The following is a 23,282-nucleotide window of genomic DNA, read 5'->3' as shown; positions in this document are numbered from 1 at the left end:
TTCATATTTAAATTTCATCTAAATATTAAGGTATGATTTTGCATTGTTATAACAAATATTTTGAACCATCTCTCCAAGCATTTCCATGTCGCCTGGAATCTCTCCATTTTCCACCCATTCTCCAATTAAATTACAAAGAATTCTTCTGAAATATTCGTGTCTAGTATAAGATAAAAAGCTCCTTGAATCCGTTAGCATCCCAATGAATGTGCTTAATAATCCAAGATTACCAAGTGCTTTCATTTGCTCAATCATACCGTCCTTATTGTCATTAAACCACCATGCAGCCCCCAGTTGTATCTTACCTTTTCCTTCACTTGCTTGAAAACATCCAATTAATGCACCTATTGTATAATTGTCATTAGGGTTTAGACTGTATACAATTGTTTTAGGTAATAAATCTTGTGAATCAAGTGAGTTCAATAACATTGAAAGTGAAAAAGATACTCCGCTATCACGAATTGAATCAAATCCAGTATTATGTCCAATTTTATTAAGCATTTTAGTACTATTATCTCTTTGTGCATTAATATGCAGTTCCATTGACCATCCTAAATTTGAATATAATTTTCCCAGAAATATCAAGGTGAATGTTCTATATTTTTCTTCTTCATCAGAGCTTATAATATCTCCCTTTAATCCTTTTAAAAATATCAGAGAAATTTCTTCCCTTGTGGCTTCCATATATGGTACATAATCAAGTCCATGATCTGAAATTCTACATCCAACTGAATGAAAAAACTTTGCTCTACTTTCAAGTGCCTCTAAAAAGTCATCATAATTTTCTATATTCCTATCAGATACTTTTTTAAGTTTCTCAATCCATTCAATGAAACCTACTTTGTTAATAGCCAGACCCTCATCAGGCCTAAAAGCTGGTAAAACGTTTACATTGAAATGCTTGTCTTCTTTCAATTTTATATGATATTCTAGATTATCTGTAGGATCATCAGTTGTGCATATTGTCTTCACATTTGCTTTTTCAATTAAATCCCTTGTCCTATAACCTTCACTTTTAAGTAAAACGTTTACTTTTTCCCATATAACTTGTGCATTTTTCTCATTTAACACTTCATATATACCGAAGAATCTTTGAAGTTCTAAATGTGTCCAATGATATAGTGGATTTCCTATGGCCATTGATACCGTTTTTGCATATGCGACAAATTTTTCATAGTCTGTTGCGTCGCCCGTAATGTACTTTTCATCAATACCTGCACTTCTCATTGCTCTCCATTTATAATGATCTCCGTAAAGCCATGCCTCAGTGATATTCTTAAATTGTTTGTTTTCAAATATTTCTTTTTCACTTACGTGGCAGTGATAATCAATAATTGGCATATCTTCTGCATAATTGTGAAACAATTTAATTGCTGCATCGCTATTCAATAAAAAATCTTTATCCATAAATTTTCTCATTTCTTAACTCCTCTTAAGTATATTTTAGCTGCTAGAACAACAGCTAAAATATTTATTTAATAAATTATTTTTATTACCTGCACTCCACATACTTTTGAAGTGTTAACCTAACAGCACCAGTTCCAGTAATCATTTCATCAAAATAACCTTCTATTTTTTCTCCCAGGCTAGTATCATAAAGATTTAATCCAAATATTTCTTCATTTGAAAGTATTGGTTTTAACCTTTTACCTGCTTTTTCTTCGCTACCTAATTTAATTTCTGAAACATAAGTTTTAAGTGTGCTAAGTAGTGGATCTGAACTCAATTCCATAACCTGACCATTATCATCTATAGCCATTAGATACCTGCACCACCCTGCAATTACAAGAGGTATATATTTAAGATTATTAGGGTCTAAATCTTCTCTTTGCACATATGATTTAATTGTTTCTCCAAATCTTATTCCGATTTTTTGAGAAGTATCTGATACGATTCTCTGAGGAGTATCAGGCATATAAGGATTTGGTAGTCTTACCTCAAGTACTTCCTTAATAAAATCTTTTGGATCCAATATCTCAGGATTAACAACTACCGGCATTCCTTCGACATATCCAACTTTTTCTACTAATCTTCTCAAATCTTTATCTTTCATTTCATCTGCAATCAAGTTAAATCCGAGTAAACAGCCAAAAATAGCAAGAGAGGTATGAAGTGGATTCAAACATGTACATACTTTCATCTTTTCTACCCTTTCTACAGTTTGTCTATCAGTAAAAAATACTCCGGCATCCTCAAGTGGCAACCTACCATTTGGAAAACTATCTTCTAATACAAGATATTGGGGTCCTTCTGCATTTACAAAAGGTGCAATATACGTATTACACTTTGTAATAACAACATCGGTGTCTGTAAATCCATCTTTATTTAATGTATTTTTAACACTTTCAGAAGGTCTTGGTGTGATTTTATCTATCATGCTCCATGGAAATGATACCTTTTTAGGATTATTAATATATGCTAAAAAGTCTTTCTCAGCTACTCCATTGTTAGCCCACTTAGTTACAATTGTGTTTATTGCATTATATAATTTTTCTCCATTATGTGAACAATTGTCCATACTTACAAGCGCAATGGGAAGTTCTCCACTTTTATACCTTTGGTGCATAAGGGATGCAACTTTCGCTATAACACTTTCAGGATGTTCTAAACCATCCGATATATCATTATCCGAAATATTTTTTAAGCTATATCCTTTTTCAGTTATTGTAAAACTCACCATTTGTAATGATGGTTTTGAAAATATAGTCTTCAATCTTTTAAAATCTTGCTCCCTGGAAAAATCTGCTGTTAGACCTTCACCTATACTCGCTATAACTTTTTTATCTAAACCACCATCAGGTTTCATAGTTACAAGCAAACTTAAATTATTATAAGGGGTATAAATTTTGTCTATGATTTCATAGTCATAACCTTCTACTGCAACAATACCCGTATCCGCTTTACCGGTATTTAATAATGTTTGTTGAAGCGCTGCTATAAATCCTCTGAAAATATTTCCTGCACCAAAATGCACCCATGTAGGGTTATCCATAGTTAAAGCTGACATCTTTTCAACATCAAATTGTGGAAGCTCTATACCTGCTTTTTTCCATGCTTCTGTTTGTTTTATGCTTTTTTCATTTAACTCTAATTTTTCCATCCTAGCTCTTCCCCTTTATAATAGTTATTTTTTATCTACTCTCTCAATCATGTCCCATAGTCCCCAAATATACATAATTCCAAGAGCTCTGTCATACAGTCCGTAACCTGGTCTACATTGTTCATTCCAAATATGTCTTCCATGATCTGGTCTTGCATATCCTGTAAATCCAATTTCATGGAAAGCTTTTACAATATCCGTAATATCCAGTGAGCCATCTTGAGTTCTATGAGAAGTTTCTATGAAATCACCATTTTCATAAATTCTTACATTTCTAATATGAGCAAATGCTATTTTGTCCTTAAAGGTTCTTATCATATCTGGTACATCATTATTTGCATTAGATCCTAGTGCCCCAGTGCAAAGCGTAACACAGTTATATGGGCTATCCACAGCCTTTAGTAATTTTGATATATCCTCTTTATTGCTAACAATTCTAGGTAGTCCAAATACAGAATTAGGTGGATCATCTGGATGTATAGCCATCTTTATATCATTAATTTCAGCTACTGGAATAATTTGTTCTAGAAAATACTTTAAATTTTCTAATAGGTTTTCTTGTGTTACATTTTTATAAGCTTCAAAAAGTGCTGGCAGATGTTTTAATCTTTCAGGCTCCCACCCTGGCATTGTCAACTTGGGATTTGAAGCTATTTTAGTAACTAGTTCCATTGGATCCATATTTTCAATCTTAGCTTTTTCGAAAAAAAGTGCGTTTGATCCGTCTTCTAATTTCTTATGCAAATCAGTCCTAATCCAATCAAATACAGGCATGAAATTATAACAAATTACTTTTACGCCGACCTTAGCTAGTTTTTCTATTGTTTTTTTATAATTTTCTATATACTTGTCTCTACTTGGTAACCCTAGCTTTATATCCTCATGAACATTAACACTTTCAACAACGTCGATATTAAATCCATGTTCATCAGCTATCCTTTTTACTTCAAGGATTTTATCCATTGGCCACTCTTCACCTGCTGGCATGTCATGAAGACCCCAAACTATTCCGCTAACTCCAGGTATTTGTTTTATATCGCCTATCTTTACTGTATCATTTCCTTCTCCATACCATCTAAAACCCATTTTCATAATATTATCCCTCCAAATATAGTTAATTGATTTTTTATATATAACGTTTACACGATTTGTTAAAAATAATTTTGCTAGCTTTAATATTTAGGCTTCATTACACTATCCATAATTCTGAATTTTCTACTTAAAGTACTCTGGAAAATCTTCTTTTAACTGATGTTTATCAAAATTAACCATTGTTAAATGCTCTTTCATGGTTTTTTCGCCTAAATCTGGTTTTTGATTTTTTATAGCATTACAAATATCAAAATGCTGGGAATAAACTATATCCCATCTAAGCTTACTTGTTAGCCTTAGCAATCTTATTCTCTGAAAATCGCTTTCCATGCCACTAATTGTTGCCCAAATATTCTTTTTATTACACCCGTCAAAAATCAGTTCATGAAATTCTTCATCTGCTACAAATATTTTTTTATGATCATGGCTTTCCATATACATTTCTTGAAATTTTAAATTCATCTCTAACTGTAATATTTTTTCCCTGGGAAACTCCTCACAAGCAAGTCTTACTACAGCTCTTTCTAAATGTTCCCTCATAAACCTTGCCTCTTCTACTGAAGATAGATCAATTAAAGAAACAAAACTTCCTTTTTGAGGATAAATATTTAGCAATCCTTCCTGGGATAAACGTACGAATGCTTCTCTAACAGGAGTTCTACTTACTTTGAATTTTTCTGATATATCTTTTTCAGAAATATTAAGTCCAGGAGCTAAATTTAAATTAATTATCTCTTGTCGTAGAAGATTATAAATCCTTCTACTTGTAGAATCTTTGCTTATTTCCAAAATCATACCAACTCCTTTTCCAACTGCCATACTTGTATGGTAGTTCGTATTTAATTGAATTATAACACAATTTCATATAAATTCAACATATTTTTTTTAATACCTAAAAAGAATTATTCAGCATACTTCTATTTACTCATCTAAAAATAAACAACAAAATAGCTCAACTATGGCATAAGAATCCTACGCCATAGTTGAGCTATTTATAATTAGATATTAAATAATGATATTTATTGCCAGAACTCCTATTAATCCCATGACTGAGATTATAGTTTCCATTACTGACCATGAAGATAACGTTTCACCGATAGTAAGACCGAAGTATTCTTTAAACATCCAGAATCCAGGATCGTTTACATGTGAAAATATAAGACTACCTGCTCCAGTTGCCAGTACCATTAGTGCTGGGTTTGCATTTGTTGATGCAATCATTGGTAATACAAGTCCGGCGGCTGTCATAGATGCTACTGTAGCTGATCCTAAAGCTAAACGCAATAGTGCTGCTATTAACCAAGCTAGAAGCAAAGGAGATATATTTGTTCCTACCATAAGTGTAGCTATATATTTACCTACTCCACTATCAATAAGTACTTGCTTAAATGCACCTCCACCTCCTATTATTAATAAGATCATTGCAATTCCGCTTGCCGCATCGGCTATACTTTTCATTATTTCTTCCATTTTTTTGCCTCTGAATATACCTAATGTAAAAATTGAGACTATAACCGATATAAACATTGCCATTAACGGACTACCAATAAACCCTGCAAATCCTCTTACCCCTGATGTCTTTGGCAATACAATCTCACAGACAGCTGAGAACGCCATTAATACGGAAGGGATAATTGCAGTTAAAACACTTATTTTAAAACTTGGCATTTCATCATCTTCAAAAATTCTAGCTTTAAATAAATTATTTGTTGCCTTATGATCAATCTTTTTTAAAAATAGAGTAAAAACTGGTCCCGCTATTATTACTGTAGGTACCGCTATTATTATCCCATAAAATAAAGTCATACTAATACTTGCTTTATATATTGCAGATATTGCCACTGGTCCTGGATGAGGTGGCAAAAATCCATGTGTAACTGAAAGTGCTGCAGCCATAGGAATTCCTATGTATAAAAGTGGTAATTCAGTCATTTCAGCAATTGTAAATACTAGAGGTATAAGTAATACAAATCCTATTTCATAATACATTGCTATTCCAACAATAAAACCTGTCAATACCACTGCCCATTGTATTCTTTTTACTCCGAATTTCGTAATTAAACTTCTTGCAATTCTTTGTGCTGCTCCTGAGTCTGCTATTATCTTTCCAAACATGGCACCAAACCCTAAAATTAAGGCAAGACTACCTAGTGTTCCTCCCACTCCATTTTGAATAGACGTAACTGTATCTATTGGTTTCATTCCCTCAGCTATTCCTACCACTAGTGCTACAAGAATTAATGAGATAAACCCATTCAATTTGAACTTTATCATAAGTAGTAATAATAGTAGAACTCCCATGGCTACAATGAACAATGGCATATTTATTCCCCCTTAGTATCTAAATTAATATAGTTTACTGCATGTATCCACCCTTCATAGGTGATGCTGCACATTTTGTGTAAAGACCTAAAATTCCTTTGGTATATCTAGGTGCTGGTTTAATCCAATTTTCTTTTCTTATCTTTAATATTTCTGTAATTTCTTTTTCAGTTTTCTTAGTCCCAGCTACTCCTATTATGTCAAGGCTTCTTTCAGGTATATCTATTTTTATTAGATCTCCTTCTTCAACTAGCGCAATAGGTCCGCCTTCGCTAGCTTCTGGTGAAACATGTCCTATAGCTGGTCCTCTAGTTGCACCTGAAAATCTTCCATCCGTAATCAATGCTATGGATTCAACTAGCTCTGCATCTGAAGCGATTGCTTCTGTTGTATAGAACATTTCAGGCATTCCTGAACCTTTTGGTCCTTCATATCTTACAAATACAGCTTCTCCTGGCTTTATGTTCTTAGTTAAAACTGCTTCTATGGCTTTTTCTTCGCAGTCAAAAACTCTAGCTTTTAAAACTACTTTCATTAATTTCTTAGAAATGGCAGAATGTTTTACAACGGCTCCTTCTGGTGCCAAATTTCCTTTAAGAATAGCAATAGAACCATGTTTTTGAATAGGATTTTCCTTTGATTTTATTACATCTTCTTTTTTAACTCCAAGCCCACTTATAAGCTTTTCATGTTCTTCATAATATCCACTTTTCTTTATATCTTCCAAATTTTCTCCAAGAGTTTTACCTGTAACAGTTAATACATCTAAATGTAAAAATTCTTTAATCTCTTCCATTATTGCTGGTACTCCCCCTGCATTCCAAAAATATGAGCCGGGATAAAAACCGCTTGGTCTTATATTAAGTATGTATGGAATTTTTTTATGAATTTCATCAAATAATTCTGGTTCTATTTCTATACCAAGTTCATGTGCTATGGCCGGTATATGTAAAAGTGCATTACTAGAACCTGCGATTGCTGCGTGAACCATTATTGCATTTTCAAAAGCGTCTTTTGTCATTATGTCTGATGGTTTTATTCCCAGTTCTACAAGCTTAAGAGCCTGTATTCCCGCATTTTTAGCTGCAATTTTAAGTTCCTTTTGAGTAACAGGAATTAATGCAGTTCCAGGAAGTGCTATTCCCAAGGTTTCTGCCATAACTTGCATAGTTGAGGCTGTACCCATAAATGAACAAGCACCGCAACTTGGACAAGCATTATGTTTGTAATAATCATATTGCTCCTTAGTTATTTCTCCTCTTTTATACTGAGCATCATAAGTACCAATTTGTTCAAGTGTAAGCATATTAGGTCCTGGATTCATGATTCCACCGGGAAGCATTATTGCTGGCATATCCAGTCTTGCAATTGCCATCAAATGTGCTGGTACCGCTTTGTCGCAACTAGTTATAAATACACCTGCATCAAAAGGTGTTGCTTCTACATGTATTTCAATCATGCCAGCCATAATGTCTCTTGATGGAAGTGAAAAATTCATGCCGTCATGTCCTTGGGATTCACCATCACATATGTCTGTTACGAAAAATTTAGCCCCTCTACCTCCATTTTCATTTACAGTCTTAAATGTTTCATTTACCAAAGTATCAAGATGTGCACTACCTGGATGACTATGACCAAAACTACTTTCGATTATTATTTGTGGTTTTGCAAGATCTTCAATTTTCCACCCAGCTCCTAATCTCAACGAATCAATTTCTGGAGCTTTTTCTCTTATTTCTTGACTTTTCAACATATAAATCACCTCATATTTAAATTTAGTTGTATTACAACTATACGTATTTTGTATATTTATTGGCTTTTTTTAGCTTTTATTTTGATTTATGTTTAAAGTTGTACTACAACTTTAGGTACATAATATCGTGAAAACGTTTTTCTGTCAATAGTTTTTTTATAATATAAAAAGGTTTTTCTGTATATCAAAAAACCCCAAGAAGTATTACTACCTCTTGGGGTTTTAAAATTATTTTACCTATTGCAGTTTTTTCAATTCATTTATAGTTCTCTGCGCGTGCCTTCTAGCGTAAATAGACGCAAGCTCCGGATCTCTATTTTTAATTGCCTCTAAAATAAACTTATGCTCATGAATTCCGCCTTCTGGTCCAAGACTTTCATATAAAGTTCTTTGATGGTATTCAAGCACGGATCTTAATAGTTCATTCACCTTTATAATCAGAGAATTTTGTGTTCCCTCTGAAATTTTTGTATGAAATTTCAAGTCTTCTTCTGTGAATTTTCTCATGTCACTTTGATAACTTTTCATTTTTTCATAACTTGATTCTAGTTCTGCCATTAACTCATCACTGCACCTCTCTGCACACAATCTAGCAGTTTCTGGTTCAGTAATAAGTCTAAATTCCAATATATCCATATAATTATCTCTATCCAAAATAAGCATAGGAAGCAGGCTATTTAAATATATTGATGGACCTAGTTCATTTACAAAGGTTCCTCCACCTTGTTTCTTACTTATAATGTTTAATGTAGCCAATTTTTCAATAGCTTCACGAACAGATACCCGGCTTACATCTAATTCCTCTGAAAGTTTTGTTTCAGACATAATTTTTTGGCCAGGTTTCCATTCACCAGAAAAAATTTTCTCTTGAATTTTCTCTAAAACCTTATCACTTGTTCTACCATCTTTCATATGAAATCTCCTATTTTAAGCATCCAGAAGAAAATACACTAGCATCATAACCAGTCATTTTTTAGATGCCTTACTATCTTTGAACACTACCTGAAGTATTTCCACCCGTTATTGCCATTATTTCGCTTTCAATACAAAGATTAAAATCGCCTTCAACTGTGTGCTTTAAGACGCAAGACGCCGTAGCAAATTCTAGAGCATCCTTATAATCTGATCCGTTAACCAACTTATAAACTAAGCCTGCAGCAAACGCATCTCCTGCGCCAACTCTATCTTGAATTGTAAAATCGTATTTCTTAGATTGATACAATTCTTCTCCATTGTATATAAGAGCAGACATTGCGTTATGTGTTGCAGAATAGTTATCTCTTAAGGTAGTTACAACATATTTTACATTAAATCTTTTTTTCATACTTGAAAATATATCCTTGAACCCTTTAAGGTCTACTCCTTGCTTTGCAAAGTCTGCAATTTTATGTCCCTTTTCACTATCATCATCTATCCAACCAAAACAAACGTCTACGTCTTTTATTATTTTCACCATAACTTTTTCAAATTCAGCATAATCCCAAAGTTTATTCCTATAATTTAAATCCACACTTACTGGAATTCCTTTTTTCTTAGCATATTCTACAGCTTTTTCTACTAATTGTATACATTTTTCTCCTAATGCTGGAGTGATCCCTGAAAGGTGGAACCAATCAGCATCTTTAAATACTGAATCAAAATCTATTTCTTCCACTTCTATATCACAAATGGATGAGTTTTTTCTATCATAGACTACCTTGGATGGTCTAACAGAAGTACCCTTTTCAAGAAAATATATTCCTACTCTTTCCCCGCCTCTTACAACATAATCTGTATTGACACCATAAGTTCTTAAAAAATTGATAGCGCTTTGTCCAATCTCATTATCCGGTAATTTGGTTAAGAAATATGACTCCATACCCATATTTGCTAGAAATACAGCAACATTAGCTTCTGATCCACCATATATGGCATCAAAAGATCTAGCCTGAACAAATCTACTATTCCCAGGCGTGGTAAGTCTTAACAATATTTCTCCCATAGTGACTATTTTCTTTGCCATAAACAATCATCCTCCAAATTACTTTCTTGCCTCTTTTACTTTTTCAACAAACTGCTTTGCAACTGCAGTAATCTCTGCATAGTTTCCTGTCTTTGCTCCGCCTGTAAGTTTTCCACCCACACCAACTGCAACGCATCCGTTTTTAATCCATTGATCTACATTTTCAAGACTAACTCCGCCAGTTGGCATAATTGGAACTTGTGGAAGTGGTGCTTTTACATTTTTAACCATACTTGGTCCAAATGCATCTCCTGGGAATAATTTAATTATATCCGTACCAGCTTCCATAGCCTTTATCATCTCAGTGATTGTCATGCATCCAGCCATGTATGGTATTTGATATCTGTTGCAAAGTTTAACAGTTTCTAAATCAAAACCAGGACTTACTATATACTGTGCTCCAGCAAGTATAGCAATTCTAGCTGTCTCACTATCAAGAACAGTTCCTGCACCAACTATTAATTCTTCTTTTGAAAATTTATTTTTTAAAGCAGTTATAACTTTATCTGCTCCAGGTACTGTAAATGTAACCTCAATAGCAGGTATTCCACCCTCAATGCAAGCCTTAGAAATTTTTTCAGCAATTTCTTGACTTTCAGCTCTAACTACTGCAACTACACCAACTTCTTCAATTCTTCTTAATGTTTCAAATTTTTCAATCATATTTGTTCCTCCTCATGTAATGTTGTATTTAGTATTTTATTTTTTTCTATATGTTTCATTATACAAAACTGCGTTTCATTAATCAAAACAAATTTATTCTATATTCGCTATTTAGCGTGAAATATAATAATATAATTGAATATTTCGTCTAGTTACTAGTGGATAGGAGCTAAAAATATATGCTTATTTTTTATAACCCAATTCCTTTGATATCCTTGCTGCAAATTCAGTTACCATCTTTGAAAATTCCTCTATTTTTTCTTCTTTAAAACTTATTATTGATCCAGAAATACTAATTGCGCTACAAACTTCGCCTCTATGGTCTAGTATTGAAGCTGCTGTACACCTTATACCAATCTCATTTTCCTGTTCATCCAGTGCGTATCCATTTTCTTTTACTTTACCAAGCACTTCTTTAAACTTTTCAAAATCCGTTACCGTATATTCTGTTAATTTTTCTATATTACTATTTTGCCAAATATTCAAAACTTCTTTATCTGTCATATAAGCAAGCATTGATTTTCCTACCGCAGTGCAATATACTTGACTCCTCTTTCCAACCTTTGAATACATCCTTATTGGATTTTGAGATTCTACTTTGTCTATATATAAAATATCGCTGCCTTCTCTCACTACCAAATGTATTACTTCGTTGGTTTTTTCCATAAGCTCTTTTAGTATTGGTCTAGCAATGTTTACTATGTTCATTTTTTCTACTTTTCTGCTTCCAAGCTCAAACAATTTTAAAGTTAATCTGTATTTATTAGTACTTTCATTTTGCTCCACATAACCTTTAACCATTAAAGTATATAAAAGTCTATGTACAGTACTTTTATGAAGACCTACCTTTTCACCTATCTCAGTTAATCCTAGGCCTTCATCATATTCAGACAAAACCTCCACAATTGATAAAGTCCTTTCCACCGACTGCACAACTTCCTGCATTTAAATACTTCCCTTCTTATACACAATATAACCATAATATATTTACTTAAAGAATATTACAAGTTTTTATATTAAATTGCCCGTGCACAAAACTCAAAATCTCTGAAAACATTATACTTGGAATAACTATTACTTTAGGTCTTATTTACTGCAGGGCTTTTTTCCACTTCTAAGAATAAAAAATACATTTACGTATTAAAAATTAATACATAAATGTATTTTTTATGTATTATAAATATGATACAATACAATTAATCCAATTTGCGCAAACGATTACACAATCGTTAATAAATTATAATTGGGTATGAAAGGAGTGTGCCCAACATTTATTACTCTAGTTTTTAAACAAATTTATATTGGGAGATGATTTTTAATGAAAAACAAGCTAAAAGTAATACCTAAGAAAATAGCACCAATATTTCTTGGATTGGCCTTACTCTTCTACTTCACGGTTTTTCCATCACAACAATCTAATTTTTTACAAAATAAAACGTCAGTAGTATCTGCTGCCACTATTTTACCATCTACTACAAAGGATGGTGTTATACTTCACGCCTTTGATTGGTCCTTTAATACTATAAAAAATGAACTACCTAATATAGCCGATGCTGGATATAAATCTATTCAAGTATCACCTGTACAAGGCACAAAAAGTTCAAGTACAGCTGCCTCAAATTGGTGGTTATTATATCAGCCAACAAATGAAGCTGTTGGAAATGCACAACTTGGCACTTACGATGATTTTAAAGCACTTTGCACCTCTGCAAAAAGTTATGGAATATCAATAATTGTAGATGTTGTAATGAATCATATGGCTAATAACGGAAATGCGGACCAACTTGATTCTTCTGTTGATTCAAGTTTTCAGGATTCAAGCTTATATCATAATTTAGGTCAATGCACTAATTGGACCAATCGATATGATATAACTCAACAAGGCATTGGTATGCCTGATTTAGATACTCAAAGTTCCGCTGTTCAAAACAAAGCAATTACTTTTTTAAATCAGTGCATAGATGCTGGTGCTAGTGGCTTTCGTTTTGATGCTGCAAAACACATTGAAACAGACATAGGCTTAGATGCAAATCAATCATGGGCGGGCAACTACTGGGAAAACGTTTTAGGTAATTTGCACAATAGATCAAATTTGTTCATTTACGGCGAAGTATTACAAGATGGAACTGTAGACAATGTAGCATCCTATGAAACATTAATGAATGTCACTGCAAGTACTTATGGTTATAACCTTAGAACTGCCATAACTTCAAATAATTTAAGTGGAGCAGGTGGTATGGGTGGTCTTATTCAAGCTGATAGCGTAGATTATGTTGAATCCCATGATAATTACGAAGATGGTACAAGCAGTAGTTTAACTGATTGGCAAAGAAAAATGGGTTGGGCTATCGCAGCTTCAAGGGCAGGCGCTACACCTTTATTTTTTGACCGACCTACAAGCTCAATACAAAATGAAGGGGATGGCTTATGGAAAGATACTGACGTAGTAGCTGTTAACCAATTTCACAATGCAATGGTAGGCCAAAATGAATATTTGAGATGGACAAATAGCAACCAAACAATGTTAATAGATCGTGGAACTGTTGGAACTGTGATTGTGAATGCTGGTGGGAGTATTTCACTCAATTCTTCAACAAATTTAGCAAATGGCACTTACACTAATCATGGTAGTGCAAACGCTACACTAACTGTTTCTAATGGCACCATAACAGGAACTATTCCTGCAAATTCAATTATTACGTTGTATAATACTAGTTCTGCACTTACTGCAACTGCAAGCGCCGCATCTGGTACTTATTCTTCTCCACAAAGTGTAACCTTAACAGCTTCAAGAACTGCAAATATTTATTACACCACTGATGGAAGTACACCAACAGCACTTAGTACTCTATATACAGGAGCTCTTAATGTAGCTAAAAGCCTAACACTTAAGTTTATAGCTATAGATTCAAATGGAGTTTCCTCACCAGTATATACGGATTCCTATGTTATAAGTACAGCTACTACTTATAGTCCACATTCTGGTTATAAAGTGGACTATGATAGCAGTAAACTATTACAAGGTACTAGCTTTACTGTATATTATAATGGATCTTTAGATAGTTCAAGCACTGTATCTTTACATTGGGGATATAATAGCTGGACAAGTGCAACTAATGTAACAATGACTAAACGCTCAGATGGTTTTTGGGCAGCTACTGTAACAATTCCTACTACAGCCACAAAGTTAGATTTTGATTTTACTGATGGAAGTAGTTGGGATAATAACGGCAGTCAAGACTGGCACTTACAAGTATGGTCAGGCTCTGTACCAGTTCAAGTAAGTCCAGCACCAGTTGCTACTAAATCCGTGTCAATATATTATAATGGAACTTTGGCTTCCAGTGCCACTGCTATTACATTACATTGGGGATATAATGGCTACACCTCACCTACAGATGTATTGATGACTAAGCAATCTGACGGGAGATGGTTGGCTACAATTACTGTACCAACTGGAAGCTATGCCTTAAACATGTCATTCAAGAATCAATCTAGTACTTGGGATAGTAATGGCTCCTCAAACTATAATTATTCTTCAGCAGAATAATTATACGTTTGTTAGTTTGTTAATTGGTTATTACTTTATCTACACATAATTTAAAAACTGTCATGAACTATTGTTGATTTTTAAGATTCAAAATAGGCAGCCTCACAGCTGCCTACTTTGAAAAAATTTTATAGATAACGTGAATTGTTTCCATTTCTAATTCTGAAGCAGAAAATTATAATTTTCTTTAATAAATTTTAATATGACATTTGCTATCAATGATTGACCATTAATATTGGGATGTATACCATCTTTGCATAAAAGCCTTGTATAATCACTGTATTTTAAAAATTCTGTTCTTACATCTATTAATGCAGTATTGGTTTCCTTAGCTACATTAGCAATCATTTTACTATAGGAATTATGCCAAGTAAAAAGTCTCTCCTTCGTACCTAACCAATGTAAAATATTTTGTTCTGCAAAAGAATCACCCTTAGTAATCCATTTGAAATATTTTAAAGGGTCTAATGGTGGTAAGGTCATAAGCATAGGAAATATTTGATTATCTTTTAATGTTTCTATCATATTAAGTAATGTTTCACGGAAAGTTGTTATATCAGTATTGGGTTCATATTCCACATGAGAATTTTTAGCTATATCATCCCATTTATAGTCACAATCATTACCCCCAAACTCTATTAAAACTATATCAGGAGATTTTTTGATAACATCATTATACATTTTGCTCATGCCTCTTCTAATAGTATTTCCAAATTTCCCTGCATTATATACTGATCCTTTTATGTTGTTTTCAATGATATTTGTGAAGTTTTCTTTTAAAATTGAATATCTAGATCTTTCATTATCATAAACAATTCCCTTGGTAATGGAGTCCCCATATGCTAAAAAAATATACTTATCTTTTATTTTCATAAATTTCCTCCTTAGTAGGCTTCATGATTAAAATCCATGAAATCACCGCCCATGTTCTTGTTATAATATACTTTTTATTTATAAGTCTATTATACCCCATAATAAAAATTAATAGCCTTTCTTAACCTACTAAACACTTTAATCCATGTTTTTTTGAGATTACTAAAACCACAAAAGGGTAGCATAAGTGATTTATTTATCCCACCTATGCTACCCAGTATTCTCAATAATTATAAATGCTTTTGCCTTGTAACTATTTAATTATTCTTCTTGCACCACAATAATCTGTTCTAGTGCTTAATGTAGCAGTTCTTACATTAGCACCTGTATGTGGTGCTTCTATAAACTGATTTGAACCTATATATATACCAGCATGATATGGTGATGATAAACTACCAAAAAACACCAAATCTCCTGGTTGTAAATTTGATTTAGCTACTGAAGTCCCAACATTAATTTGAGAATAGGTTGTCCTTGGAAGTTGGATTTCATATGAACCATTATGAGCGTATACATACTGAATAAGCCCAGAACAATCAAATCCAGCAGGCGTTGCTCCACCATAAACATAAGGGACCCCTAAAAATTTCTCAGCATAAGCTACAATTTGATTGCTTGTACCTATAAGCGTATTTATTGATTGATTTGTAACTGTTTTTGATAAAACATTAATTTTAACATTTGAACTACCCGTTGATCCGTCATTTCCAGTAGCCTTAATAGTAATCGTATGTATCCCAAGTGTTGATGGTGCTAATATTGAACTTATGTATCCTGAATTATTACCACTTGGATAACCAGGAATAGCAGCATTTACGTCAGGTCTACTTATGTTATATTGTGCTCCAATTAAAAAATTTCCATCAATAATAACTTGTACATTTTTTATTCCTGATTTGTTAACTGCCCATCCTCTAATATTAATAACTCCGCCGCTAGTTATTCCTTGATTACTAGTTGGTCCATCAATAACTGTAGCAGATTGTGGTAAAATAGCAGCTTGAACATGACTTGTATATGTAAATAACATGAAAAAAGTCGCTAAAAACAAAACTAACCTTATGTTTTTTTTCATAAAACTCCTTCGTCTACATTTTTTATAATATATTATTGTTTTATTTAATATATTTTTTAACTATACACTTTCATTGTACCATTTTATAGTATAAATTCATATTAAATTTAATATTTTGTTATAAAACAATTTAATTTCACATTTAATCCGTACTTTATTGTCACATTTTATCCTTTTATATTTCTCTTTAATTAATCAAAAAAATAGCTATCCCAAAATGATCTTTTCATCATTTTGAAATAACCTATTTTTTATCCTATAATTTAAACTTTGAAACCTCAATCATTAAATTTTCTCCTATTTTGGCAAGGGCCTCAGACGCAGTTGCTATTTCATGCATTGCTGCGGTCTGTTCTTCTATACTAGCTGCAATGGTCTGTGATTGAGTTGATACATCTTTGCTTATATCATCAACTTTATCCATGGAAGTTACAACCTTTTCACTTCCAGTTGATATATTTTGTGATGCATTTGATGCATCTTGTATTTGATCCGTGATTTTTTTTACTAAGGATAAGATATCTTGAAATGCCTTTCCTGCTTCATCTACAACATCCATGCCAGTTTTTACTTGATTAGTTCCTTCTAACATTGATGAAACAGCATTATTTGTATCATTTTGAATTTCCCCGATTAATCCTGATATTTTTTCTGTTGCTTTTCTAGAACCTTCTGCAAGCTTTCTAACTTCTTCTGCTACAACTGAAAACCCTTTTCCTTGCTCTCCAGCTCTAGCTGCTTCAATAGCTGCATTTAGTGCTAATAAATTGGTTTGCTGCGCTATACTTGATATAGTCTCTACAATCTCACCAATTTTCAGTGACCTTTCGCCTAGTTTTTTTACTACACCATCAATTGCACTTACTGTACCTTGAATATTATTCATTTGTTCTTTTGTTTTATTAATTGCCTTCTCTCCACCTTTAGTGGCTTCAAGAGTTTTTCCTGCTACCATTACTGTTTGATTTATATTTTCATTTGTTTGATTTATGCTCACAGACATCTCTTTAATTACTTTAGAAGTATCCACAACATTATTAACTTGATTTTCTGCGCCATATGCAATGGTAGAGATTGATTTTGCAGTTTCCTCTACGCCTTTGGAAGATTCTTCTGCGTTAGCATTAAGCTCCTGTGATGAAGCAGCTATCTGCTCAGATGCATCTGATACCTTAGATAAAAGCCCCCACAAATTTTCACGCATAGCAATTATTGAGTTGCCAAGTTTTCCTATTTCATCGTTATATAATTTTGCAGTTCTTGCTTTATTAAGAGTTTCATTACTTAAATCTCCAGAAGATATTTTTTCTATATACTTCTCCATAGCTATTATAGGTAAAACAATTAATCTTATTATAAATAAAGATATAAGTATTGAAGAAATTATAGCTATTATTATTATTATTAAAATTATAGTCTTAGCATTTGTGGAAGCAACTAAATTTTGCTGATTAGCTTGAGCTGCAGTCTTAACATTGTAATTTATTAAATCCGAAAGATTTTTTTCTATTTTTTGATTTACAGGACTTAAATCCTTTATATATTGTGCATAGGCTTCATCATTTTTATTAGCAACTGCTAAAGTCAAAATAGATGTTTTTATATTTGCTGAAATTGCCATATTGCCTTTTAACAATTTTTCATTAGTAACCTCAAAAGAATCTGGTGTTATGGTATCGTACTGGGCTATGCTTTTTTCAATGGCATCCTTTTTATTTTTAATGCTTTGTAGTAATTGACTATTACGACTATCATCTTTTGTAACCATTAATTCAAACAAATCCGCATTTGATGAATTATATGTAGCTTTTAAATCCCCAAGATATTGAATTGCTAGTAAATCGCCCTTGTACATATCATTGATTTTTGAATTTGAACTTTGAATATAATAAAAACCTATTGCCCCAACTAAAATTAAAAAAACAAGAAACGATGCTGACATAAACATCAATTTGTTTCTAACTTTAGCATTTCTTAATAAATTCATAATGCTCCCCCCAATTTTTTATTCCATAATCAAATTATACATTAACAAATACTTTTTACGACATATATTTCTATATTATGATCTTTTTCTTCATTTTTCTTCTGATTTACTTTATTAGATAATAAAAATTAAAAACAAGTAAACTAAAATAAGAGTATCAAATTTGATTTCTCAAAATCCGATACTCTTATTTAATGCTTATTTTATCGTTTCGATAATTCTATTAAGGCGCATCCTTCTACTGCATCCATTCCATTTAGTTCACAAAAGCTAAGTATTTCAGAGCTTTGAGCACCTGGTTGTATAAGTATTTTATCTATTTTTAGCTCCTGTGCTTCCTTTAGAATCTTAATCCCCTTATATGGATTAATGCATAAATCTAAAACATCTACCTTGTATGGTATATCACTTAGACAGTTATAAATTTTGCCATCAGTAACAGATGGATTAACACCTGCAACATTAAATTCCTGTTTTTTTAAGGAATCCAATATTTTATAAGCATATTTTGAAGAATTTAGTACGTCCCCTACTACAACCCAGTTTTTATAATCTAAAAATTCACTAGCATTCACTGTTATCATCTCCTAATATAAAATTAGTGTATTTATATTATACCAAGTTAATAATATATTTGTTAATACTCTTTTATTGTAAATTAATAAAACATATGAAAACGAATACATAACTGTTAATTACTTTCATGTATATTTATATAATAAAAGTGTAACATGATATTATACTATTTTATAAATTAGGAGGAATAAATATGCAAGGAGAAATGTTTTGTTTTCAATGTGAACAAACAGCCTTTGGAAAAGGTTGTACAAAAGTTGGTGTGTGTGGCAAAACACCAGAAATCGCTGCAATGCAAGATTTACTCATTTATCAGTTAAAAGGAATAAGCTGTTATGCTACTAACCTTTTGGCTAAAGGTGAAAAACTTGATAAATCGTGGGTTTCATTTATTGAGAATTCATTATTCATGACATTAACTAATGTAAACTTTGATCCTGAATCTCATATTAGCATGCTAAAAAAATCTCAAGTAATCAAAGAGGAGATTAGGAAAAAACTTGCTGAAGAAAATATTACTGCTAAAGAGGCACTATATAATTTAAGTGATTCTAAGGAACAAATTCTTCAAGATGCCAAAAAAGCAGGCGTTATGTATGATGATGATTTAGATATTGATATTCGTTCAGCTAGAGAAACTATAAAATACGGATTAAAAGGAATTGCAGCTTATGCGCACCAAGCTAGATTTATTAAATATAATAGTGATGAAATAGATGAATATTATGTTAAAGCTCTAGCCGCATTGACTGATGATAGTTTGAATCTTCAAGATCTTATTAAATACATACTTAAAACTGGAGAAATCAGCGTTAAAGTTATGGAGTTATTAGATAAAGCTAATAATGAAAAATACAGTTCTCCTTCACCTGAAAAGGTTAATGTAAATATTAAAAAGGGTCCCTTCATAATAATTTCAGGTCATGACTTAAGAGACTTAGAAATGCTGCTTGAACAAACAGAGGGGAAAGGAATAAATATTTATACCCATGGTGAAATGTTACCTTCTCATGGATATCCTAAATTGAATAAATACCCTCATTTAGTAGGAAATTTTGGAGGAGCATGGCAAAATCAGCAAAAAGAATTTGACGGTATACCTGGTTGTATTTTAATGACAACAAATTGCTTAATGAAGCCAAGAGATTCTTATAAGGATAGAATTTTTTCAACAAGTGTTGTTGGCTGGGATGGCATAAAACATATATCCGCTGATGAAAATGGTCATAAAGATTTCTCTGAAATAATAAGTAAAGCTCTCGCATTAGGTGGATTTGAGAAGGATGAAGAAGTTAAAGAAATTCTTGTAGGTTTTGGCCATAAAGCAACTTTAAGTCATGCTGAAACAATAGTTAATGGGGTCAAAGATGGTAAGATTAGACACTTTTTCTTAATAGGAGGATGTGACGGTGCAAGACCAGGGCGTAATTATTACACCGAATTTGCGCAAAAAGTTCCTAAAGATTGTATTATTCTTACCTTAGCCTGTGGAAAATACCGCTTTAATAAATTAGATTTCGGCGAAGTAGCAGGACTTCCTAGACTACTTGATATTGGGCAATGTAACGATGCATATTCAGCCGTTAAAATAGCACTAGCACTAGCTGATGCATTTAAATGCACTATAAATGATCTACCACTATCATTTATCATAACTTGGTATGAACAAAAAGCTGTTGCTGACTTGCTAGCTTTACTGTCACTAGGAGTAAAAGGAATCTACTTAGGACCAACTTTACCAGCTTTCTTAAGTCCTAATGTATTACAATTTCTAGTTGAAACTTTTAATATTAAACCTATAAGTACACCAGACGATGATTTAAAAGAAATATTGGGATAAAAGTTGTAAATATAGCTCAAATAAAAAATATTTATATTTTAATAATAAGAAACTGTAACTAAAATTTTAGTTACAGTTTCTTATTATTAAAACCATATACTTCAATCTAATACTAGGCTATTATAAATTAAAATATTGAAGTTTTAATTTTACGAATATAACATGCCTACAGTAATTTATCTTTGTAAAAACATAATTATATATTTTATAAAATATTGGTAGGGATAGAATTGCACATATTATAATGGAAAAAATCACAATAATGAGCAGATTACCAGTTAATGAATTTAAAGTTGGTACCCATGTATCAATGAATCTTATAGCATATATATGTCCCAAATAAATTATCATAGTATTTGCTCCTATTTTACTTAGATTAAATTTTCTGTTTGAAACTAGATTAATTATAAAAATACTTACTATTATAGCCAGTATATAAAATAGAGCTCTTAACAGCATTCCTTGAACTACCCCTAGTCCAAAACTCTTATATGATTCTGACATATAGAGAAACCTATAATTTACAACACTATATTTAGTAATTAAAAATGCAAATGAGCCTATGCTTATTAATCCTAAAACTGATATTATCTTTGGGTAGCTTTTAATTTTCTTAATAGTTATATTATTAGAATAATATCCAAATAAGAAAAATGGTAAGAAGGCAAATGTTCTTGTAAACGATAATAGATAAACATACTTATCATCAAACCCAACAAATAAACCCAATATTATGCTTAATCCTAGAAGCCATTTTACTTTAATAATATCTATCAAAAAAAATCTCCAGATAAACAGACTGAGTAAATACCATAATGTCCATCCTGCATAATAAATTGGAAACTTGAAATTACCAACAGATATATACCAAATGATATTAAAAAATATAAATGGTATTAATAAATCTTTAATTGCATTTTTTCTACATTTCTCAACATTCTTAGAGAAATATCCAGATACATATATAAATAATGGCATATGAAACATAAATATAAAAAAATACATACCTCTCAAAACCATATTGTTATCAATGTAATTTTCTAATGAATGGCCTACCACAACTAGAAATATTAATAAAACTTTTAGATTATCGAATAGATAATTACGCTTTATTTCTTTCATTAATTAAGCCCCCTCCATTTTCATCGCCCTAGATTTAGTCTAATCTTATTTTATGGCGATGATATTACGAAGGTAAGAATAATCCATAAAGTATTAATATGGTCAATTAAATAAACATATAAAGACCACGTGATCTATATCTTCCCAACCTATTTGCTTTTTTTATTCAATATCTTCTCATCTAGAATTTCAGGGAAAGTTCCATTTGGGACTTGTTGTTTTTGAGATTCACGAACTTCATAACCCCATTTACCAAGGGATTTCAAAACAACAGTTAGTCTTTGACCAAATTCTGATAATTTATACTCTACTCTTGGTGGAATTTCATTGTATTGATGACGAATAACGAGAGAGTCTTTTTCAAGTTCTTTTAAATTTTTTGAGAGCATTAGACTGGATATGCCATCAACTTTCCTCTGTAAGTCATTAAATCGAATAACTTCATTTTGTGATATAGCCCAAATAATTAAAATTTTCCATTTACCACCTATAGCCTTTAGGGCACCTTCTATATAACAACCTTCTATATAACAACTTTCCATGAAAATAGCCTCCATTACTTATATAAATATTAGTAACTAAATATTTATTGCGTACTTGTTAGTTTATATGTTACTCAATATAATTAGGTTAGTCAATAAGTAATTAGCTTGATTGAAGAAAATTTTGTAGTTAAAAGGAGATATATCAGATGTCAAAAATTGTTGTTTTTAACGGTAGCCCAAGAAAAAATGGGTATACATCAAAATTATTAGAGCAAGTGGTAAAAGGAGCAAAATCTAAGGGTGCTGAGGTTATGGAATTTAATTTAAATGATCCTGGTATTCGTGGATGTCAAGGATGTGGATATTGTCGTACGCATGATGGTTGTGCTGTTAATGATTATCTACAGCCAATGTATGAGGCTATTAATGAGGCAGATGCTATTGTATTTGGTTCTCCAATCTACTATTATCAAATTACAGGTCAAGCAAAAGTTTGGTTAGACCGTACATTTCCAATGGTTGAACATGATGGACATACCGTTACACCTAGACATCCTGGCAAAAAGGTAATAACTATATTTGCTCAAGGCGGCTCAGATCCTAAAATAGGTGCAGAGGGCATTAAATATATTACTAATATTTTTGAATTATATGGTTGGAAATTAGAGGATAGTATTCAGTTCTGTGGAACTAATAATCCTGATTTACAAAAGTTTGAGGAGTTATCTTTAAAAGCATTTAAGGATGGCGAAAATTTAGTTGAATAAATTATGTACTAAATAATTATTATAATATTAAAGAATTTAGAGTATGAATAAAGGCATAAAAAACATAATCTTTCT

At 32.0% G+C, this 23,282-nt stretch carries 19 protein-coding genes; 3 read left to right on the top strand and 16 right to left on the bottom strand.

The features are described from left to right. Positions 1–18: 18 nt before the first annotated feature. The 10 genes from uxaC to BR66_RS0111915 all read right to left on the bottom strand — a co-directional run bounded on the left by uxaC (position 19) and on the right by BR66_RS0111915 (position 11,877). A complete protein-coding gene (uxaC, locus tag BR66_RS0111960) occupies positions 19–1,419 on the bottom strand; it encodes a glucuronate isomerase (RefSeq protein WP_026883148.1) in 1,401 nt (466 codons plus the stop codon). A 73-nt stretch (positions 1,420–1,492) separates the two neighbouring features. After that, a complete protein-coding gene (locus tag BR66_RS0111955) occupies positions 1,493–3,100 on the bottom strand; it encodes a mannitol dehydrogenase family protein (protein ID WP_026883147.1) in 1,608 nt (535 codons plus the stop codon). Between the two features lie 24 nt (positions 3,101–3,124). Continuing rightward, positions 3,125–4,192 carry a mannonate dehydratase gene (uxuA, locus tag BR66_RS0111950; protein ID WP_026883146.1) on the bottom strand — a complete coding sequence of 356 codons (1,068 nt, stop codon included), beginning with the start codon at positions 4,190–4,192 and terminating at the stop codon, positions 3,125–3,127. Positions 4,193–4,315: 123 nt separating this feature from the next. Next, positions 4,316–4,987 carry a GntR family transcriptional regulator gene (locus tag BR66_RS0111945; protein WP_026883145.1) on the bottom strand — a complete coding sequence of 224 codons (672 nt, stop codon included), beginning with the start codon at positions 4,985–4,987 and terminating at the stop codon, positions 4,316–4,318. A 210-nt stretch (positions 4,988–5,197) separates the two neighbouring features. Beyond that, the gene (locus BR66_RS0111940) at positions 5,198–6,514 is read right to left on the bottom strand and encodes a gluconate:H+ symporter (RefSeq protein WP_026883144.1); all 1,317 of its coding nucleotides are present in this window, start codon (positions 6,512–6,514) and stop codon (positions 5,198–5,200) included. Positions 6,515–6,548: 34 nt separating this feature from the next. Beyond that, complete coding sequence (gene ilvD, locus BR66_RS0111935; RefSeq protein ID WP_026883143.1) at positions 6,549–8,267, bottom strand: dihydroxy-acid dehydratase; 1,719 nt, start codon at positions 8,265–8,267, stop codon at positions 6,549–6,551. A 237-nt stretch (positions 8,268–8,504) separates the two neighbouring features. After that, complete coding sequence (locus BR66_RS0111930) at positions 8,505–9,179, bottom strand: FadR/GntR family transcriptional regulator (protein ID WP_026883142.1); 675 nt, start codon at positions 9,177–9,179, stop codon at positions 8,505–8,507. Positions 9,180–9,252: 73 nt separating this feature from the next. Then, positions 9,253–10,269 carry a sugar kinase gene (locus BR66_RS0111925; protein WP_026883141.1) on the bottom strand — a complete coding sequence of 339 codons (1,017 nt, stop codon included), beginning with the start codon at positions 10,267–10,269 and terminating at the stop codon, positions 9,253–9,255. Between the two features lie 18 nt (positions 10,270–10,287). After that, positions 10,288–10,932, bottom strand: a complete 645-nt coding sequence (locus tag BR66_RS0111920) for a bifunctional 2-keto-4-hydroxyglutarate aldolase/2-keto-3-deoxy-6-phosphogluconate aldolase (protein WP_026883140.1) — start codon at positions 10,930–10,932, stop codon at positions 10,288–10,290. A gap of 183 nt (positions 10,933–11,115) precedes the next feature. Then, on the bottom strand, positions 11,116–11,877 hold the full coding sequence (locus BR66_RS0111915; protein ID WP_026883139.1) for an IclR family transcriptional regulator: 762 nt from the start codon (positions 11,875–11,877) through the stop codon (positions 11,116–11,118). A 373-nt stretch (positions 11,878–12,250) separates the two neighbouring features. Here BR66_RS0111915 and BR66_RS0111910 point away from each other — a divergent pair, with 373 nt between their 5' ends. Beyond that, positions 12,251–14,482: a carbohydrate-binding protein gene (locus BR66_RS0111910; protein WP_035796130.1), complete on the top strand. Its 2,232-nt coding sequence runs from the start codon at positions 12,251–12,253 to the stop codon at positions 14,480–14,482. 156 nt (positions 14,483–14,638) lie between these two features. Here BR66_RS0111910 and BR66_RS0111905 read toward each other — a convergent pair whose 3' ends face one another. From BR66_RS0111905 to BR66_RS0111885, 4 genes are all read right to left on the bottom strand, one after another. Then, entirely contained in the window at positions 14,639–15,355 is a 717-nt protein-coding gene (locus BR66_RS0111905) for an SGNH/GDSL hydrolase family protein (protein WP_026883137.1), read from the bottom strand. 253 nt (positions 15,356–15,608) lie between these two features. Next, entirely contained in the window at positions 15,609–16,430 is an 822-nt protein-coding gene (locus tag BR66_RS24840) for a C40 family peptidase (protein WP_051624218.1), read from the bottom strand. A gap of 256 nt (positions 16,431–16,686) precedes the next feature. Further along, positions 16,687–18,417, bottom strand: a complete 1,731-nt coding sequence (locus BR66_RS0111890; RefSeq protein WP_026883136.1) for a methyl-accepting chemotaxis protein — start codon at positions 18,415–18,417, stop codon at positions 16,687–16,689. Between the two features lie 203 nt (positions 18,418–18,620). Next, positions 18,621–18,992, bottom strand: a complete 372-nt coding sequence (locus BR66_RS0111885; protein ID WP_026883135.1) for a CoA-binding protein — start codon at positions 18,990–18,992, stop codon at positions 18,621–18,623. A gap of 194 nt (positions 18,993–19,186) precedes the next feature. Here BR66_RS0111885 and hcp point away from each other — a divergent pair, with 194 nt between their 5' ends. Continuing rightward, a complete protein-coding gene (gene hcp, locus BR66_RS0111880; RefSeq protein WP_026883134.1) occupies positions 19,187–20,833 on the top strand; it encodes a hydroxylamine reductase in 1,647 nt (548 codons plus the stop codon). A 120-nt stretch (positions 20,834–20,953) separates the two neighbouring features. On the opposite strand, the gene BR66_RS0111875 is transcribed toward hcp, so the two are convergent. Both BR66_RS0111875 and BR66_RS23740 read right to left on the bottom strand, forming a co-directional pair. Then, positions 20,954–21,955, bottom strand: coding sequence for an acyltransferase family protein (locus BR66_RS0111875; protein ID WP_026883133.1), 1,002 nt, complete (start codon positions 21,953–21,955; stop codon positions 20,954–20,956). Positions 21,956–22,104: 149 nt separating this feature from the next. After that, positions 22,105–22,482 (bottom strand): winged helix-turn-helix transcriptional regulator, encoded by a 378-nt coding sequence (locus BR66_RS23740; protein WP_051624221.1) that lies wholly within the window; start codon positions 22,480–22,482, stop codon positions 22,105–22,107. A gap of 164 nt (positions 22,483–22,646) precedes the next feature. Between BR66_RS23740 and BR66_RS0111865 the strand changes: the two genes are divergently transcribed. Continuing rightward, positions 22,647–23,207 (top strand): flavodoxin family protein, encoded by a 561-nt coding sequence (locus BR66_RS0111865; RefSeq protein WP_026883132.1) that lies wholly within the window; start codon positions 22,647–22,649, stop codon positions 23,205–23,207. Positions 23,208–23,282: the final 75 nt, after the last annotated feature.

The organism is Clostridium akagii DSM 12554, from assembly GCF_000686725.1.
GTDB classification, from domain to species: Bacteria; Bacillota; Clostridia; order Clostridiales; family Clostridiaceae; genus Clostridium_I; species Clostridium_I akagii.
This window is presented reverse-complemented; position numbering and strand designations above follow the sequence as displayed.